Here is a 15,637-nt window from a genome sequence, read left to right as displayed (position 1 = left end):
CTTAGGCGCGGCGGCGGAGCAGGCGGTCAATCGCGCTCTGCTGGCGGTCGGATTCGCGTTCGAGGAATTGCGTGGCCATCTGGAATTCGCGCAGCTCGGCCATCATCCGCGTCATTTCCAGCACGGAGACGACGTTGCTGCCCTCCACCGCCCCCTGGACCATGCGGGGCTGGGGCACCTCCTGCGGCTCCTGGCCCGCGGCGGCGAAGAGGCGGTCGCCTTCGGCCTGCAAACCCTGCTCATTGTCGAAGCGCACCAGGCGGATGCGGCCCAGCACGCCGTTCTCGCTGCGGATGGTGCCATCGCCCGAGATCTCGATCTGCGTGTCGTTCGGCGCGATGGCAATCGGCTGGCCATTCGCGTTCAGCACGGCATGGCCGTGATGGTCCACCAGCTGCCCATTGGCGCCCATGGCGAAGCGGCCGGCGCGGGTGAAGCGCTCGCCGCGCGAGGTCTCCACGGTGAAGAATCCCTCGCCCTGGATGGCGACATCAAGTGAATTGCCGGTGCGGGTGATGGCGCCGGCCTGGTTGTCGCGCCAGGTCGCGCGGTCCCAGGCATAGGCCACCTCGCGCCCCTCGCGCGGGCCCTCCACCCGGCCCTGCCGGGCCAGGTGCTCGGCGAAGATGGGCCGCGCGGCGCGAAAGCCCGGCGTGTCGGCATTGGCGAGGTTGTGCGCCGTCACCTGGCTCGCGCGGAGTTGCGAGGTGAGGCGGGAGAGGATGATGTAGCTCGGGCTGTCCATGGCGCGGTCCTCGGGCCCCGGCCGATGGGGCCAGGTGCCGCCCTGGGGGCAAGCCGCGTGCCAGCCCGCGGCCAGGGTCCGGGGCAGGCTTTGCCGCATGGCGGCGGCAAGCCCTGCCGGGTGGCGGCATGAAGAGGGCGGTGCGCCGCGCAACGCTTCCTTAACGCCCTTCCCCCCATCCTGCCGCCTCACGCAACAAGGGTGGGCCCGATGGCCGCGGCAGCGAAGGCCGAGACGGTTGGCGAGGCGGGGGGCGAGGGTGATGCCCCGCGCCGCTCGAAGAAGAAACTCGTCCTGCTCGCCCTGCCGCTTCTGCTGCTGGGCGCGGGCGCGGGGCTGTGGTTCTCGGGCGTGCTGCCCGGGCTGCTCGGCATGAATGCGGCCCCGCCCGTCGAGGAGGTCGCCGCCGAGGAGGTGGACACCGGCCCCCGCCCACCCGAACCCGCCGTCTTCGTGGCCATGCCGGACATCGTCGCCAACCTCAATGTCGGCAACCGCCGGCCCGTCTTCATCCGGCTCCGCAGCCAGATCGAGGTGCGGGGCCAGGCCGATGCCGCCGCCTTGCAAGCCGCCATGCCCCGCCTGCTGGACCTCTTCACCACCTACCTGCGCGAGGTGCGCCCGGAGGAGCTGCGCGGCAGCGCGGGCACCCACCGCCTGCGCGAGGAACTGATCGCGCGCGCCAACATCGCCGCCACCCCCGTGCGCGTGACCGACGTGCTCTTCACCGAGATCCTCGTGCAATGAGCACGGAGGAAGACGATCTCGCCGCGGCCTGGGGTGCGGCGCTGGACGCGGAGGAGGACAGCGGCACGCCCGCGCCCGCCCCCACGCCCGACGCCACGCGCGTCCTGAACCAGGCCGAGATCGACAGCCTTCTGGGCTTCGAACAGGCGGGCGAGGGCGAGGTCGGCAAGTCCGGCATCGAGCGGATGATCCATTCCGGGCTGGTCTCGTATGAGCGCCTGCCCATGCTCGAGATCATCTTCGACCGTCTCGTGCGCATCCTCTCCACGTCCTTGCGCAACTTCACCTCCGACAACGTCGAGGTGAGCATTGACAGCATCGCGAGCCAGCGTTTCGGCGACTACCTGAACAGCGTGCCGCTGCCGGCGATGATCGCGGTGTTCAAGGTCGAGGAATGGGACAATTACGGGCTGATCGTGGTGGACAGCGCCATGATCTACTCGGTGGTGGACGTGCTGCTGGGCGGGCGGCGCGGCACGGCCGCCATGCGCGTGGAAGGCCGCCCCTACACCACCATCGAGCGCACCCTGGTCGAACGGCTGATCTGCGTGGTGCTGAAGGATCTGTGCGACGCCTTCGGCCCGCTGACCGAGGTGGAATTCCGCTTCGAGCGGCTGGAGGTGAACCCGCGCTTCGCCACCATCTCGCGCCTGTCCAATGCCTGCGTGCTGACCAAGCTGCGCATTGACATGGAGGATCGCGGCGGGGCGCTGGACCTGCTGCTGCCCTATGCCACGCTGGAGCCGGTGCGTGAGCTGCTGCTGCAGCAATTCATGGGCGAGAAGTTCGGCCGCGACAGCATCTGGGAAACCCACCTGGCGCGTGAATTGCGCGACACCGCCGTCTCGCTGGACGTGGTGCTGGACCAGCAGGTGATGCCGCTCTCCGCCATCATCGCGCTCAAGCCCGGGGACCGCATCACCCTCAACGCCCAGCCACAGGCGCCGGTGAAGCTGCAATGCGGCCCCGTCGCCCTGTTCGAGGCGGAATACGGCCGGCGCGAGACGCGGCGGGCGGTGCGGATTTCGCAGGTGCTGCGCGCCCCCTCGGAGGTGCTCGGCACATGAGTCAGCTTGCCTTCCTCCTCGACATCGCGGTGATCCTGCTGCTGGCGCTGACCCTACCCATGGCCTGGCGGCTGGACCGCATGCTGCGCGCGCTCCGCGCGGACCGCGAGGCGCTGGCCAGCGGCGCCGACGGGCTGGCCGACGCGACGCGCGAGGCCGATGCCGTGCTGACCCGGCTGCGCGCCGCGACCGAGCAGGCCGACCGCCAATTCGGCGAAAGGCTGAAGGCGGCGGGCCTCGCGCAGGATGACCTGCGCTATCTGCTGGAACGCGCCGAGACCATCGCCGACCGGCTGGAGGCCGCGGTGCAGGCCGGCCGCCCGCTGGCCGCAACCCCCGCCGCGCCCGGCACGCCCGCGCCCCGCAGCGAGGCCGAACGGGAATTGCTCCGTGCCCTGGGGCGCGTGGCATGAGGCTTTGGCGCCCCCGACTGCTGCCGCTGGCCATCCTCGCCATGGCGGGGCTGCTGCTGACGCGCGGCCTGATGCTGCACGAGGGTTTCGGCACGCCCGCCGCCGCCCAGGCCCCCGCGGCGCCGGCCGCCCCCGCGCCCGAGGCGCCGGCGGCCGAAGCCCCCGCGGCGGAAGCCCCGCCCGACGAAATCCAGGCCGCCGAGCGCGCCCTGCTCGAATCCCTGCGCGAACGCCGCCTGGCGATCGAGGCGCGGGAGGCCGAGGCCGCGCAGCGCGAGATGCTGCTGGCCGCCGCCGAGCGGCGCCTCGCGCAGCGCATCGAGCAGCTCGGCACGCTCCAGCAGCGCCTGGAAAGCGAGACCGCCGCCCAGGACGAACGCACCGAACAGCGTCTGCGCCAATTGGTGCGCCTCTATGAGGCGATGCGCCCGCGCGACGCCTCCGCGATCTTCAACGACCTGGACATGGAGGTGCTGCTGCCCGTCCTCGCCCGCATGCGCGAAGCCCGCGCAGCCCCCATCCTTGCCGCCATGCAGCCTGACCGCGCGCGGCAGGCCACCACCGAGCTGGCGCGGCTGCGCGCCCGCCTCGCCCCGTCACCCTGAACCCCGGAGAAGACCCCGCCGATGGCCATCGACAAGAACATGAACGTGCTCATCGTGGATGACTACAAGACCATGCTGCGCATCATCCGCAACCTGCTCAAGCAGCTCGAATTCGACAATGTGGAGGAGGCGACGGACGGCGCCGAGGCGCTGGCCAAGCTGCGCGCCGGCAATTTCGGCCTGGTCATCAGCGACTGGAACATGGAGCCGATGACGGGCCTGGACCTGCTGAAGGAGGTGCGCGCCGACAGCCGGCTGAAGAACCTCCCCTTCATCATGATCACGGCCGAGAGCAAGACCGAGAACGTGGTCGCCGCCAAGCAGGCCGGCGTCTCCAACTACATCGTCAAGCCCTTCAATGCCGAGACGCTGAAGGAGAAGATCGAGAAGGTGCTGGTCCATGCCTGATCAAAACCCCGAACAGATCGAGCGTGCCGTGCGGGAGGTGCTGGGCAGCCTCTCCGGCGACCTGACGACGACCGAGATCTCCCTGCTGGGGGAGCTGGAGGCGCTGGGCCGCGAGGTCGCGCGCGCCAAGTCCGAGATCGCGGCGCTGCGGGTGGACGACATCAACGACCGCCACATCCCGACCGCGACGGATGAGCTGGACGCGGTGGTGGAACACACCGCCACCGCCACCAACGAGATCCTGGACGTGTGCGAGGGGCTGGAGAAGCTGCAGACCAAGCTGCCGGCCGAGCACGCCGATGCGCTGGGTGTCGCCGTCACGCGCATCTACGAGGCGTGCAGCTTCCAGGACATCACCGGCCAGCGCATCACCAAGGTGGTGAGCGCGCTGAAGGTGATCGAGCAGCGCGTCTCCGATGTGACGCGCCGCTTCGGCACGACCGAAAGCCAGCCCGCGCCGGAGCCCGAGGTGGCCATCACGCCCGAGACCGAGGGCCGCGCGCTGGCCAATGGCCCGCAGCTGCCCACCGCCGCCAGCAGCCAGGCCGACATTGACCGCCTGTTGGCGAGCTTCGACTGATGCGCCGCATGGCCCGGCTTGTCGCGCTGCTGGCGCTGCTGCTGGTGGGGTTCGCCCCGCTGGCGGCGGCGCAGGAGCGTGTGGGCGTCCGCACCGGGAACCATCCCGGCTTCGGGCGCATCGTCTTCGACTGGACGGCGCCACCCGCCTACACGGTCGAAACCACGCCGGGCCGCGTGCTGCTGCGTTTTCCCAACCCCGATGCCGTGGTCCTGCCCGGGCGCGGCCGCCTGCCACGCAACATCACCGCCGCGAACCGCGTCGAAGGCGGCATCGAGCTGCTGGTCGCCGAGGGCAGCCGCGTGCGGCATTTCCGCAACGGCCCCAAGGTGGCGGTGGATGTGATGGACGCGGTTGCGCCCGAGGCCGCGCCGACGCCCGCCGCGGTCCCGTCCGCCGCCCCGCGTCCCGCCGCGCCGAGAGCGGCCACGCCCGTCGCCACGGCGCCGCCAGCGCCCCGGCTCGTGCCGAACGCCGCCGCGCCGGGCCCCGACGCGCCTGCGCCCGCGCCCACTGCCGTGCCCGCGCCCGCCGCCCCTGTCGCGGCCGCGCCCGCCGCCCCTGTCGCAGCCGCGCCCGCCACCCCTGTCGCAGTCGCTCCGGCCGCCCCTGTCGCAGCCGCTCCGGCCGAGCCCACCTCCACCATTCCCAGCGGCGCCTTCGTTCAGCCTCCGCCGCCCGCCGTCGAGCCGTCCGCGCCGGTGGCGGCCGCGCCGCCGCCCGCGCCGACGCGCCCCGCGCCCGCGGCCCCCGTCGCGCCCGCGCCCGCAAGCCCGGCCGCAGCCGTGCCCGCCGCTCCGGCCCCGCGCCCCACGCCCCTGGTCCCGCCGGTGGCCGAGCCCGCGCCCACCGCCAACCCGCCGCTGAACAGCCTGGCCGGCCCGCCGCCCATCCGCGCGCGCGCCGTGCTGCGCGCCAACCAGCCCAGCGCCCTGCGCCTGCCCCAGGCCGCGGGCCTCGGCCTGGCCGCGCTGCGCCGGGGGGATGTGGCGCTGGTGGTGCTGGCCTCCGAACGGCCCCTCGAACTCGGCGCCGTCCGGGCCGATCGCGCCTTCGCCGCCGCGCAGGTGCAGCGCCTGCCCGGCGCCAGTGTGCTGACCTTCCCGCTCGCCCCCGACCAGCGCCTGGTGGTGGAGCGCGATGGCGCCGACTGGCTGCTCATCCCCGGCCCCCGCGCGCCGGGCGGGCCCGATGTGGCGCATCTGCGCGCGGTGCCGGAGGCGGAATCCCTGCTCCTCGCCGCGCCCGGCGCCGCGCAGGTGGTCGCGCTGACCGATGCCGAGACGGGCCTGCCCCTGCTGGTGGGCACCCTGCGCGAACCGCTCGCGCGCCAGCCCGTCACGCGCCGCCTGCCCGAGATGGAGCTGCCCGAGACCTTCCACGGCGCGGCCATCCTCGCGCGTTCCGACCGCATCGCCCTGCGCGCGGGCGCGGGGCGCTTCGTGCTGACCGGTGCCGCGCCGGCGCCCGAGGTCAGCCCGCTCACGGAGGGCGCGGGCGCCATGACCCGCAGCTTCGACTTTCCCGCCGCGCCCGTGCCCGCGCTGATGGAAAGGCTGCGCGCGCAGCAGGCGGCCGTGGCCAGCGCCGCCCCCTTGCAGCGCGCGCCGCTGCGCTTCGCGGTGGCCGAGACGCTGCTCTCGCTCGGCCTGCCGCAGGAGGCGCAGGCCATGCTCCGCATGGCGGCCGAGGAGACGCCCGCCGCCGCGCGCGACCCCCGCCACCGCTTCCTCTCCGGCGCCGCCGCGCTGCTGGCCGGCCGCGCCCCGCCCGCCGGCGCATTGGAGGCCGAGGTCCCGCCCAGCGACGAGGTGATGCTGTGGCGCGCCCTGCGCGACGCCGCCCGTGGCGAGACGCGCACCGCCGCGGCGGCACTCGCCGCCACCGCGCCGCTGCTGATGTCCTATCCCGAGGGGCTGCGCCGCCGGCTGCTGCCCGTGCTGGCCGAAACGCTGGCCGCCGGCGGCGAGGGTGCCGCCGCGGCCCGTGTGCTGGAACAGGCGGGCCCCGACCCGAGCCTCGCCTTGGCCCGCGCGCTCACCGAGAACGCGCGGGGCCGCACGGAGGAGGCGCTCGAACTCTTCGACGCCGCCGCCCGTTCGCGCGACCGGCTGATGCGCGCCCGCGCGCTGCGCCACGCGCTGGAACGGCGCCTGGAACTCGGCCGCGTCACGCCGGCCGAGGCGGCGCGGGGGCTGGAACAGACGCTCTTCGCCTGGCGCGGCGACGCGCAGGAGGTGGTGACGCGGCTGCGCATCGCCGACCTCCGGCGCGAGGCGGGCGATGCGCGCGCCGCCATGGCCCTGCTGCGCGAGACGGCCTCGCTCTTCCCCGAGCAGGCGGCCGCGATCCGTCCGCGCCTGCAACAGGCCTTCCTCCAGGCGCTGGAGACGGACGCGCCGCTCTCCGCCGTCGCGATGCATGACGCCCAGCCGGACCTCATGCCCACCGGCGATGCGGCGGCCGCGGTGCTGGAGGGGCTGGCCGGGCGCCTCGCCGCGCTGGACCTGAACGACCGCGCCGCGGCGCTGCTGACCCGCGCGCTGGAACGCACGCCGGCGGGCGAGGGGCGGGCGGCGCTGGGCGCGCGCCTGGCGGAGCTGCGCCTCGATGCGCGTGATGCCGATGCGGCGCTGGAGGCGCTCACCGCCACCTCCGCGCGCAACCTGCCCGTCGCCCTGGCCCGCCGCCGCGCCATCCTCGCCGCCCGCGCCGAGGCGCTGCGCGGCCAGACGGAGCGTGCCATCGAATCGCTCACCGCGCTGGGCGCCGAGGGCGACTTGCCGCTCTCGGGCATTCTCGCCGCCGCGCGCGACCATGCGGGGGCAGCCATCGCCCTGGCCCGCCACCTGGACCGCACCGACGATACGGCGCCGCTGCCCGCCGAGGCGCAGCGCGAGGTGCTGCGGCTTGCGGCCCTCCGCATCCTGGCCGGCGAGGAGGACCAGCTGCCCGCGCTGCGCGCCCGCTATGCCGCGCGCATGACGGAAGCGCCGTTCAAGGCCGGTTTCGACGCGCTGACGAGCGACCCCGTGCGGGGCCTCGCGGACCTGCCGCGTCTTGCCCGCGAACTCGATCTCTTCCGCAGCCTGCCCGAGGGACGCGGTTGAAAAGGAGCCTTGCGCTGAGGGCGTGCCGCCTTGCACAGGGATCACGGCGCAAGGTCCCGATTTCATTTGACCCCCGGGCCCCCATGCCCCAGAACGCGCCCCCACTGACCATGATCGAACCGACGGCCACGGTGGCCGCACAGCCGATACACCTGGTCATCTGCTGGTAGGAAAGGGAACCGCCATGGACTCTCTCGTCCGACTGGGGATGAACTCGGACACGCTCCCGAGCAACGCCCAGACTGTCTCTCACGGTGACGCCGGTCACGGCTCGGTCAGCGAGGCGAAGGATTACTTCGTTGAGCGCAACGGCGTGCGCTACGCCGGCACGCACCTGATCATTGATCTGTGGGGCGCGACCAACCTCGACGACCCCGGCCACATCGACGCCGTGCTGCGCGAGGCCGCGATCGCCACGGGGGCCACCATCCTGCACGGGCATTTCCACCACTTCTCGCCCAATGGCGGGGTGTCGGGCGTGCTGGTGCTGGCCGAGAGCCATGTGTCCATCCACACCTGGCCGGAGCGCGACTACGCGGCGCTGGACATCTTCGTGTGCGGCGATTGCGACCCCTACAAGGCGATCCCGTTCCTGAAGCGCGGCTTCCTGGCCGAGCGCGTGCAGCTCGCCGAGCACAAGCGCGGCCTGATCGGCTGAACGCCGGCCGCATGTGGTGACTGATCGGGGCCGGGTGGCGACACCCGGCCCTTCTTACGTGCAGGAGACGATGACGATGGCGACCGATTCCTGGGTGAACGAGACCCTCTACCCCGATTGGGGCCAGCGCTTCCTGGTGAAGCGCGAGCTCGCCCGCGTGCAGAGCGATTTCCAGGACATCATGGTGTTCGAGAGCACCAGCCATGGCCGCGTCATGCTGCTGGACGGGGTGGTGCAGATCACCGAGCGCGATGAGTTCGTCTATCAGGAAATGCTGACCCATGTGCCCCTGCTGGCGCATGGCGCGGCGAAGCGCGTGCTCATCATCGGCGCGGGCGATGGCGGCGTGCTGCGGCGCGTGCTGCAGCACCGCAACGTCGAGCGCGCCGTGATGGTCGAGATCGACGGCGAGGTGATCCGCCTTGCCAAGGAATTCATGCCCGGCATCGCGGGTGATGCGTGGAACGACCCCCGCGCCGAGGTCATCGTGGGCGACGGCATTGACTACGTCCGCCAGGCGGCTTCCGGCAGCTTCGACGTGGTGATCGTGGACAGCACGGACCCCATCGGCGTGGGCGAGGTGCTCTTCACCGACGAGTTCTACGCCAACGCCGCCCGCCTGCTGAGCGACCGCGGGCTGATCGTGAACCAGTGCGGCGTGCCCTTCATGCAGGCCGACGAACTGCGCGAGACGAACCTCCGCCGCGCCAAATCCTTCCCCGACACCTGGGCCTATGTGGCCGCGGTGCCGACCTATGTGGGCGGCTTCATGACGCTGGGCTGGGCGGCCAAGGACGCCAGCCTGCGCGAAGTGGACGTGGCCACCCTCCGCGCGCGCGCCGAGGCCGCGGGCATCCTGGGCCAGACGCGCTACTGGACGCCCGAGATCCACGCCGGCGCCTTCGCCCTGCCGCCCTATATCGCGGAAAACCTGGCGCGCTGACGCCATGCGGTGCGCGCGGGGCCACCCGCGCGCATCGCACTTCAAAAGCGGGGATGGGCACCCTATCTCCGCCGTCTTTCCGGCCGCTGCCGGTGCCGCGCGCGTGTTTCGCGGCGAGAGCCTTGTCCGGTGCCCTTCCTCGAATAGGGGGGCGCCGGTCCCGCCACCTCCGTTCCGGCTCGCGGGCCGTGGCGGAGGGCGTCCCGCCCAACAGCGGGCGTGCGGACGGTTCCTCGCCTGGACCGACCCCCCGCAAGGGGGTCCATGGGCCCGCTCACGTCGCCGCCGACAGCGGCCGGTTTCCCCCCCTGTCAAAGCTGTTGCGCCGCGCCGCGCCGCACCCCCAGGATGCGTCCCGCCAACCTTGGGATGATCCGGATGCCCCGCCTGCCGCGCCGCGCGCTTCTTGCCACGCCCCTCGCCGGGGCGCTCGCCGCGCCCGCCACCGCCCAGGCCGCGCGCGTGATGCGCTTCGTGCCGCAATCCGACGTGACGGTGCTGGACCCGCTCTGGTCCACCGCCTTCGTCAGCCGCAACCACGCCTATCTGGTCTTTGACACGCTCTACGCCACCGACGCCGAATTCCGCGCCCAGCCGCAGATGGCCGAGGGCCATGTGGTCGAGGATGACGGCCGCAGCTGGACCATCACCCTCCGCCCGGGCCTGCGCTTCCATGATGGCGAACCGGTGCGCGCGGCCGACGCGGTGGCGAGCCTGCGCCGCTGGGGCGCGCGCGACCCCTTCGGCCAGGCGCTCTTCGCCGTGACGGATGAACTCGCGGCGCTGGACGACCGGCGCCTGCGCTTCCGCCTGAAGGCGCCTTTCCCGCTGCTGCCGGCGGCCCTCGGCAAGACCACGGTCACCGTCCCCTTCATCATGCCCGAGCGGCTGGCCCGCACCGATGCGGCGACGCAGGTGAGCGAGATGGTGGGCTCCGGCCCCTACCGCTTCGTGGCGAATGAGCGGGTGGCGGGCGCGCGCACCGTCTATGCGAAGTTCGACGGCTATGTGCCGCGCGAGGGCGGCACCCCCTCCTTCACCGCCGGCCCCAAGGTGGCGCATCTGGACCGCGTGGAATGGGTGGTGATGCCCGATGGCGCGACGGCGGCCGCCGCACTCCAGGCGGGCGAGGTGGATTGGTGGGAACAGGCGGTAACCGACCTGCTGCCCGTGCTGCGCCGCCACCGCCAGGTGGAGGTGAAGACGCTGGAGACCACGGGCTTCATCGGCTTCCTGCGCTTCAACCACCTCCAGCCGCCCTTCAACAACCCGGCCGTGCGGCGGGCGGTGCTGGGCGCCATCAACCAGTCGGACTTCATGCAGGCCATCGTGGGCAACAACCCCGACCTCTGGCGCGGCGATGTGGGCGTCTTCACGCCCGGCACGCCGCTGGCCTCCAATGAGGGGCTGGCGCCGCTGACCGGCCCGCGTGATCTCGACGCGGTGCGCCGCGCGCTGGCCGCCGCGGGCTACAACAATGAGCGCGTGGCCCTGATCGTCCCCAGCGACCTGCCCTTCCTGCGCGCGATGAGCGAGGTGGGCGCCGACGTCTTCCGCCGCATCGGCCTGAACCTCGATTACCAGGCGCTGGACTGGGGCACGGTGCTGCAACGCCGCACCAGCCGCGAGCCGGTGGAGCGCGGGGGCTGGAGCGCCTTTTTCACCTTTGGCGGGGGGTTGGACTTCGCTTCGCCCGCCGGGCATCTCGGCCTGCGCGGCAATGGCACCAATGGCTGGATCGGCTGGCCCGACAGCCCGGCGCTGGAGGCGCTGCGGCAGGAATGGTTCACGGCGCCCGACCTGGCCGCGCAGCAGGCCATCGGCCGGCGCATCCAGGCGCAGGCCATGCAGGATGTGCCGATGATCCCGCTCGGCCAGTACTTCCTGGCCACGGCGCACCGCCGCAACGTGACCGACATGCTGAGCGGCATGCCGCTGTTCTGGAATGTGAAGAAGGGGTAGCCGCGTCCGATCGTCCCCGGCGCAGCCGGGGGCGTGAATCGGCCGCGCGGCGAAAGGGGGCGCCAGGGCGCCCCCCGCGCCCTCAGTCCTCGCTCACCAGCGGCGGGCCGGCCAGCACGCCGCCATCGATCACCATGCTCTGCCCCGTCATGAAGCCCGAGGCGGGGGAGGCCAGGAACACCGCGGCGCCGGCGATCTCGTCCGGCTCGCCGATGCGCAGCAGGGGCGTGTCGCGCGTGCGCTTCTTCAGGTTTACCGGGTCCTCCCACAGCGCGCGGGCGAAATCGGTGCGGACCAGGCCGGGCGCGATGGCGTTCACACGCACGCCTGAAGGCCCCCACTCGGTGGCCAGCGCGCGGGCCAGCTGCATGTCGGCCGCCTTGCTGACGCCGTAGATGCCCAGCCGCGGCGACCCCCGGAACCCGCCGATGGAGGAGACGATGATGACCGAGCCCGAACCCCGCGCCGCCATCTCCGGAATCGCCATCTGGCAGAGCCAGAGGTTGGAGCGGACATTGGAGTTCATGATGCGGTCATAGGCCTCGTCCGGAATGTCCTGGGACGGGCCGAAATAGGGGTTCACCGCGGCGTTGCAGACCAGCACATCCACCGGGCCATAGGCCGCGCGCGTGGCGTCCACCAGCTTCTGCAATTCCTCCTTGCGGCCGATGTTGCAGGCCACCGCCATGGCCGTGCCGCCCTTGGCCGTGATGGCGTCCACCACCTCCTGGCAGGCATCGAGCTTGCGCGAGGAGACGACGACCTTGGCGCCATGTTCCGCCAGGCGCTCGCAGATGGCGCGCCCGATGCCGCGGCTGCCGCCGGTGACGATGGCGACCTTTCCGGTCAGGTCGAACAATGTGGGCATCGGCTTCCTCCTCAATGGGTTGGGGGAAGCCTACAGAAAGCGGCGCGTTTGGGAACGCCTCAGGCCGCGATGCCCAGTTCGCGCGTCACGGCCTCCATCACCGCGGTGCCGATGGGCTGGTCGAAGCTGATGGCCAGCACGCCCTCCTCCCAGCGCACCACGCGCCCCGTGACAGGCCCGCCGGCGCCAGGCAGGGCGATGGACAGCGCCGCGTCCGGGGGCAGGGGTTCACCCCGGCGCAGAGCCGCCCCGCCCAGCGAGATGTCGAGCAGGCGCAGCCGCTCCGTCGCACCCTCCACCACCAGCGTGGCGTCGCGGCCCTCCACCGCCAGGCGGTCGAAGCGGCGGCGTTCCTCCATCTGCTCGTGCAGGGTGGCGAGGAAGCCATCCACCTCGGCGCGCAGCACCCCGGCCTCGCCCTGCACGGTGGCGGCGCTGCTCTCCACCTCCAGCGTGGCGTCGGCCGCGGCCTCGGCCATGCGCGCCACCTCGGCCATGGTGTCGGCCACCTGGGCATTGCCGCGCGCCACCAGTTGCAGCCGACCCGTGATCTCGCGCGTGGCGGCCCCCTGTTCCTCGACGGCGGCCGCGATGCCGCCCGCCACCTCGTCCATCCGGCCGATGGCGGCGGAGATGGCGCGCATGCCCTGCGCGGCCTCGGCCGTCGCCTGGCGGATGGCCGCGATCTGCGCCGCCACGTCCTGGGTGGCGCCGGCGGTCTGGGTGGCGAGGTTCTTTACCTCCGACGCCACCACCGCGAAGCCCTTGCCCGCCTCGCCCGCCCGCGCCGCCTCGATGGTCGCGTTGAGCGCCAGCAGGTTGGTGCGCGAGGCCACGTCGGAGATCACGTTCAGGATGTCGCCGATGCGGTCCGCGCTCCTGGTCAGGGCCTCTATGCGCGTATCGCCGCGCTGCGCCTCGGTCACCGCCTCGGCCGCGACGACGGCGGCGCGGCTGACCTGGTTGCTGATCTCGCTCACGCTCGCGGCCAGCTCCTCCACGGCGGAGGCCACGGCCTGCAGGTTCGCGTTGCTTTCGGCCGAATGCCCCGCCGTCTCGGTCACCTGGGCGGAGGTGCGGCCCATCGCGTCCGACAGCCGCGTCGTGGCGGTCAGCATGGTGCTGGCGGAATCCTCGAAGCCCGCCATGACCGAGCCGACATTGCTGCCGAACTCCTCCGCGCTGCGCTCCATGGCGGCGCTGCGGCGCTTACGCCCTTCCTCGGCCGCGCGCAGGGCGGCTTCCAGCCGGGCCTTCTCCTGCGCGGCGGTGCGGTTCTCCTCCAGGGCGCGGGCCAGGGAGCCCAGCTCATCCCGCCGGGCGAGATGCGGCACGGGCTGTTCCGCCACCCCGGCCGCGACCCATTGCCGCAGCTCCTCCAGCGGGCGCAGCGACCGGCGCAGCCCCACCCAGAGCAGCCCGCCCGCCAGGGCCACCAGCAGCAGCTTGGCCACCAGCGCGTGCCACAGCCTGTCCATCAGCGCCGCGTCCATCGTGGCGCGGGATTGGCCCACGAAGAGCATCCCGATCACCTTGCCGCCCGCGTCACGGATGGGGCTGTAGATCGCGATATGCGGCGCACCCTCGATCCGCGTGGGGCCGCGATAGACGCGCCCCTCGCCCAGGGCGGTGTCGCGGTGCGGGCCGGTGGCCGTGCGCTGGCCCGTGAGGCGCGAGCCATCGGGCCGGCCCGTGCCCGCCACCACCTCGTCGCCGCGGAAGATCGCGGTGCGCGCGCCGGTCGCGGCGCGCACCATGTCCACCAGGTCATTGGCGCCTTCCAACACGACATCGCCCCTGGCGAGCCGCCCCGCCTCGGTCAGCCGCCAGGCGCCGCCGCCGGCCACCCGGGCGGTGAGGCTGTCCAGCAGGACCAGGTCCCGCTCGAGCTGCGCGTCCAGCGCGGCGTGGTCCGCGCGGTGGTGGCGCCACGCCGACCAGCCTTCGACGGCCAGGACGGAGACGGTGATGGCAAGGAGCCCCACGACCGTGACACGGGCGGCGAGGCTGAGGCGGGCGAGGGGGGCGGTGAGGCGTCGCATGCCCCCCACTCAACCGGAAGTGCCTCAAGAATCCGTGAAGGTCGTTTCCATTTCCCGCCGAACCCGCACCGCCAGCGCGCCATCCTCCAGCGCCACGTCGGCCTGCCGCAGCATGGCCCCGCACGGCACGTCGCGCAGCAGCTTCACCCCATGGGCGAGGCCGATGGGCAGCAGCCCCTCGGCCAGGCTGCGCGCGGCGGGGACGCATTTGCCCCAGGCCATGGACCCGCCCTCGCCATCCAGGATTTCGCCCGCGCGCAGGTCGCGCTTGGCGGTGGCGGCCACATCGCCGCGCCAGGCATCGCCGCAGCCGGTGGGTTCGCGCCGCAGGGCGGCGGAGGCGACGCTCACGCCCAGTTCCAGGCCGATCAGGTGGTAGGGCCGCCACAGCGCCGCGTAGTGGCCCGTGCTGTCGGTGTGCACGCCATATTCGGAGAAGCAGCGGCGGATATAGTCCGTCTCGCCCTCGAACACCGCATAGACGCCCCAGCGCAAATCCCCCACCACCGGCCGCGCGTCGCGCTCCAGGCTGGAGATCACCTCCACCACGCCCTTTCGGGCCAAGTGCCCGCCCACCCCGCGCGGGCGGAACACATGCGGCAGGTCCTGCACGCCCACGGGCGGGAAGGCCAGGCCATCCTCCGGCGGGGTCAGGCCGGTGGCATTGGCGATGGCCGCCATCTCGATGCCGCTCTTGGTGCCGTCCAGGAAGGAGTTGAACATCTGCGGGTTCATCCCCCCCGCGGCCGCCTGTTCCGGCGTCAGGCCGTAATAGCCCCAGACGGTCTCGGGCGTGGATTCGTGGAAGGCGGGCAGGTACTTGGTGCCCTTGCCGGCGGCGATGACGGGCATGCCCATGGCGCGCAGCGTGTCCACCATCTCGCAGACCAGGGCGGGCTGGTCGCCATAGGCCATGGAATAGACGCAGCCGGCGGCCGCCGCCTTGCGCGCGAGCAAGGGGCCGGCCAGCACATCGGCCTCGACATTCACCATGACGATGTGCTGGCGGGCGGCGATGGCGGCCAGCGCGTGCGCGATGCCGGCGGCGGGGTTGCCGGTGCTCTCCACCACCACCTCGATGCGCGGATCGTTCACCAGGGCGGCGTTCTCGGTGAGGTGGGTGGCGCGGGTGCGCAGCGCGTCATCGAGGTTGGGGGCGGCGGATTGCTCGGCGCTCCAGCCGATGCGGGCCAGGTTCTCCCGCGCGCGGGCGGGCGAGAGATCGGCGATGACGGCCACATGGATGCCCGGCGACTGCGCCGCCATGGCGAGGAACATGGCGCCGAACTTGCCGGCGCCGATGACGCCGACGGTGATGGGCTTTTGCGCCGCGGCACGGGCGGCGAGGAGGCGGGAGAGGTTCATGGGGGGAGGGTAGCGCCTGGGGGCCGGGTGGCCAGCCATGGGTTCTTGCTTTTCGGCAGGGAAATATGAGGGCAACATACCCACGCCTTCCTGCGCTGGTGCGCGGCGAAGAGGCGTCAGCTTT

At 72.7% G+C, this 15,637-nt stretch carries 14 protein-coding genes; 10 read left to right on the top strand and 4 right to left on the bottom strand.

The window, feature by feature from the left end:
* Nucleotide 1: 1 nt before the first annotated feature.
* Entirely contained in the window at nt 2–745 is a 744-nt protein-coding gene (flgF, locus tag JTN19_RS00900) for a flagellar basal-body rod protein FlgF (RefSeq protein ID WP_206929138.1), read from the bottom strand.
* Between the two features lie 210 nt (nt 746–955).
* Here flgF and JTN19_RS00895 point away from each other — a divergent pair, with 210 nt between their 5' ends.
* From JTN19_RS00895 to JTN19_RS00850, 10 genes are all read left to right on the top strand, one after another.
* Nucleotides 956–1,492 carry a flagellar basal body-associated FliL family protein gene (locus JTN19_RS00895; protein WP_206929136.1) on the top strand — a complete coding sequence of 179 codons (537 nt, stop codon included), beginning with the start codon at nt 956–958 and terminating at the stop codon, nt 1,490–1,492.
* Nucleotides 1,489–2,559 (top strand): flagellar motor switch protein FliM, encoded by a 1,071-nt coding sequence (gene fliM / locus JTN19_RS00890; protein ID WP_206929134.1) that lies wholly within the window; start codon nt 1,489–1,491, stop codon nt 2,557–2,559. Before JTN19_RS00895 ends, fliM begins: the two co-directional genes overlap by 4 nt.
* Nucleotides 2,556–2,972, top strand: coding sequence for a DUF6468 domain-containing protein (locus tag JTN19_RS00885; RefSeq protein ID WP_206929132.1), 417 nt, complete (start codon nt 2,556–2,558; stop codon nt 2,970–2,972). The genes fliM and JTN19_RS00885 overlap by 4 nt, the downstream gene beginning before the upstream one ends.
* Nucleotides 2,969–3,577, top strand: coding sequence for a MotE family protein (locus tag JTN19_RS00880; RefSeq protein ID WP_206929130.1), 609 nt, complete (start codon nt 2,969–2,971; stop codon nt 3,575–3,577). The genes JTN19_RS00885 and JTN19_RS00880 overlap by 4 nt, the downstream gene beginning before the upstream one ends.
* A gap of 21 nt (nt 3,578–3,598) precedes the next feature.
* Nucleotides 3,599–3,985, top strand: coding sequence for a chemotaxis response regulator CheY (locus JTN19_RS00875; protein ID WP_206929129.1), 387 nt, complete (start codon nt 3,599–3,601; stop codon nt 3,983–3,985).
* Complete coding sequence (locus tag JTN19_RS00870) at nt 3,978–4,565, top strand: protein phosphatase CheZ (RefSeq protein ID WP_206929127.1); 588 nt, start codon at nt 3,978–3,980, stop codon at nt 4,563–4,565. The genes JTN19_RS00875 and JTN19_RS00870 overlap by 8 nt, the downstream gene beginning before the upstream one ends.
* Nucleotides 4,565–7,675 carry a hypothetical protein gene (locus JTN19_RS00865; protein WP_206929125.1) on the top strand — a complete coding sequence of 1,037 codons (3,111 nt, stop codon included), beginning with the start codon at nt 4,565–4,567 and terminating at the stop codon, nt 7,673–7,675. The genes JTN19_RS00870 and JTN19_RS00865 overlap by 1 nt, the downstream gene beginning before the upstream one ends.
* A gap of 184 nt (nt 7,676–7,859) precedes the next feature.
* Nucleotides 7,860–8,333, top strand: coding sequence for an adenosylmethionine decarboxylase (speD, locus tag JTN19_RS00860; protein WP_184384730.1), 474 nt, complete (start codon nt 7,860–7,862; stop codon nt 8,331–8,333).
* 76 nt (nt 8,334–8,409) lie between these two features.
* Nucleotides 8,410–9,276 (top strand): polyamine aminopropyltransferase, encoded by an 867-nt coding sequence (gene speE, locus JTN19_RS00855; RefSeq protein WP_206929123.1) that lies wholly within the window; start codon nt 8,410–8,412, stop codon nt 9,274–9,276.
* A gap of 369 nt (nt 9,277–9,645) precedes the next feature.
* A complete protein-coding gene (locus JTN19_RS00850; RefSeq protein WP_408901839.1) occupies nt 9,646–11,238 on the top strand; it encodes an ABC transporter substrate-binding protein in 1,593 nt (530 codons plus the stop codon).
* Between the two features lie 82 nt (nt 11,239–11,320).
* Here the strand turns inward: JTN19_RS00850 and JTN19_RS00845 are convergent, their stop codons facing one another.
* From JTN19_RS00845 to JTN19_RS00835, 3 genes are read right to left on the bottom strand one after another with little or no spacing between them, the layout of a single operon-like run.
* Nucleotides 11,321–12,106, bottom strand: a complete 786-nt coding sequence (locus JTN19_RS00845; protein WP_191084280.1) for an SDR family NAD(P)-dependent oxidoreductase — start codon at nt 12,104–12,106, stop codon at nt 11,321–11,323.
* A 59-nt stretch (nt 12,107–12,165) separates the two neighbouring features.
* Entirely contained in the window at nt 12,166–14,148 is a 1,983-nt protein-coding gene (locus JTN19_RS00840) for a methyl-accepting chemotaxis protein (RefSeq protein WP_206929118.1), read from the bottom strand.
* Between the two features lie 24 nt (nt 14,149–14,172).
* Nucleotides 14,173–15,513: an NAD(P)H-dependent oxidoreductase gene (locus JTN19_RS00835; protein WP_206929116.1), complete on the bottom strand. Its 1,341-nt coding sequence runs from the start codon at nt 15,511–15,513 to the stop codon at nt 14,173–14,175.
* Between the last annotated feature and the right edge of the window lie 124 nt (nt 15,514–15,637).

This window comes from Roseococcus thiosulfatophilus (genome assembly GCF_017311575.1).
Classification (GTDB): Bacteria; Pseudomonadota; Alphaproteobacteria; order Acetobacterales; family Acetobacteraceae; genus Roseococcus; species Roseococcus thiosulfatophilus.
Note: the sequence above shows the minus strand (reverse complement) of the source record. Positions and strands in the feature narration are given on the sequence as shown.

What these genes read in the sequence shown, in the direction of transcription:
- flgF (WP_206929138.1), bottom strand. Translation starts at nt 745, where the DNA reads ATGGACAGCCCGAGCTACATCATCCTCTCCCGCCTCACCTCGCAACTC.
- JTN19_RS00895 (WP_206929136.1), top strand. Translation starts at nt 956, where the DNA reads ATGGCCGCGGCAGCGAAGGCCGAGACGGTTGGCGAGGCGGGGGGCGAG.
- fliM (WP_206929134.1), top strand. Translation starts at nt 1,489, where the DNA reads ATGAGCACGGAGGAAGACGATCTCGCCGCGGCCTGGGGTGCGGCGCTG.
- JTN19_RS00885 (WP_206929132.1), top strand. Translation starts at nt 2,556, where the DNA reads ATGAGTCAGCTTGCCTTCCTCCTCGACATCGCGGTGATCCTGCTGCTG.
- JTN19_RS00880 (WP_206929130.1), top strand. Translation starts at nt 2,969, where the DNA reads ATGAGGCTTTGGCGCCCCCGACTGCTGCCGCTGGCCATCCTCGCCATG.
- JTN19_RS00875 (WP_206929129.1), top strand. Translation starts at nt 3,599, where the DNA reads ATGGCCATCGACAAGAACATGAACGTGCTCATCGTGGATGACTACAAG.
- JTN19_RS00870 (WP_206929127.1), top strand. Translation starts at nt 3,978, where the DNA reads ATGCCTGATCAAAACCCCGAACAGATCGAGCGTGCCGTGCGGGAGGTG.
- JTN19_RS00865 (WP_206929125.1), top strand. Translation starts at nt 4,565, where the DNA reads ATGCGCCGCATGGCCCGGCTTGTCGCGCTGCTGGCGCTGCTGCTGGTG.
- speD (WP_184384730.1), top strand. Translation starts at nt 7,860, where the DNA reads ATGGACTCTCTCGTCCGACTGGGGATGAACTCGGACACGCTCCCGAGC.
- speE (WP_206929123.1), top strand. Translation starts at nt 8,410, where the DNA reads ATGGCGACCGATTCCTGGGTGAACGAGACCCTCTACCCCGATTGGGGC.
- JTN19_RS00850 (WP_408901839.1), top strand. Translation starts at nt 9,646, where the DNA reads ATGATCCGGATGCCCCGCCTGCCGCGCCGCGCGCTTCTTGCCACGCCC.
- JTN19_RS00845 (WP_191084280.1), bottom strand. Translation starts at nt 12,106, where the DNA reads ATGCCCACATTGTTCGACCTGACCGGAAAGGTCGCCATCGTCACCGGC.
- JTN19_RS00840 (WP_206929118.1), bottom strand. Translation starts at nt 14,148, where the DNA reads ATGCGACGCCTCACCGCCCCCCTCGCCCGCCTCAGCCTCGCCGCCCGT.
- JTN19_RS00835 (WP_206929116.1), bottom strand. Translation starts at nt 15,513, where the DNA reads ATGAACCTCTCCCGCCTCCTCGCCGCCCGTGCCGCGGCGCAAAAGCCC.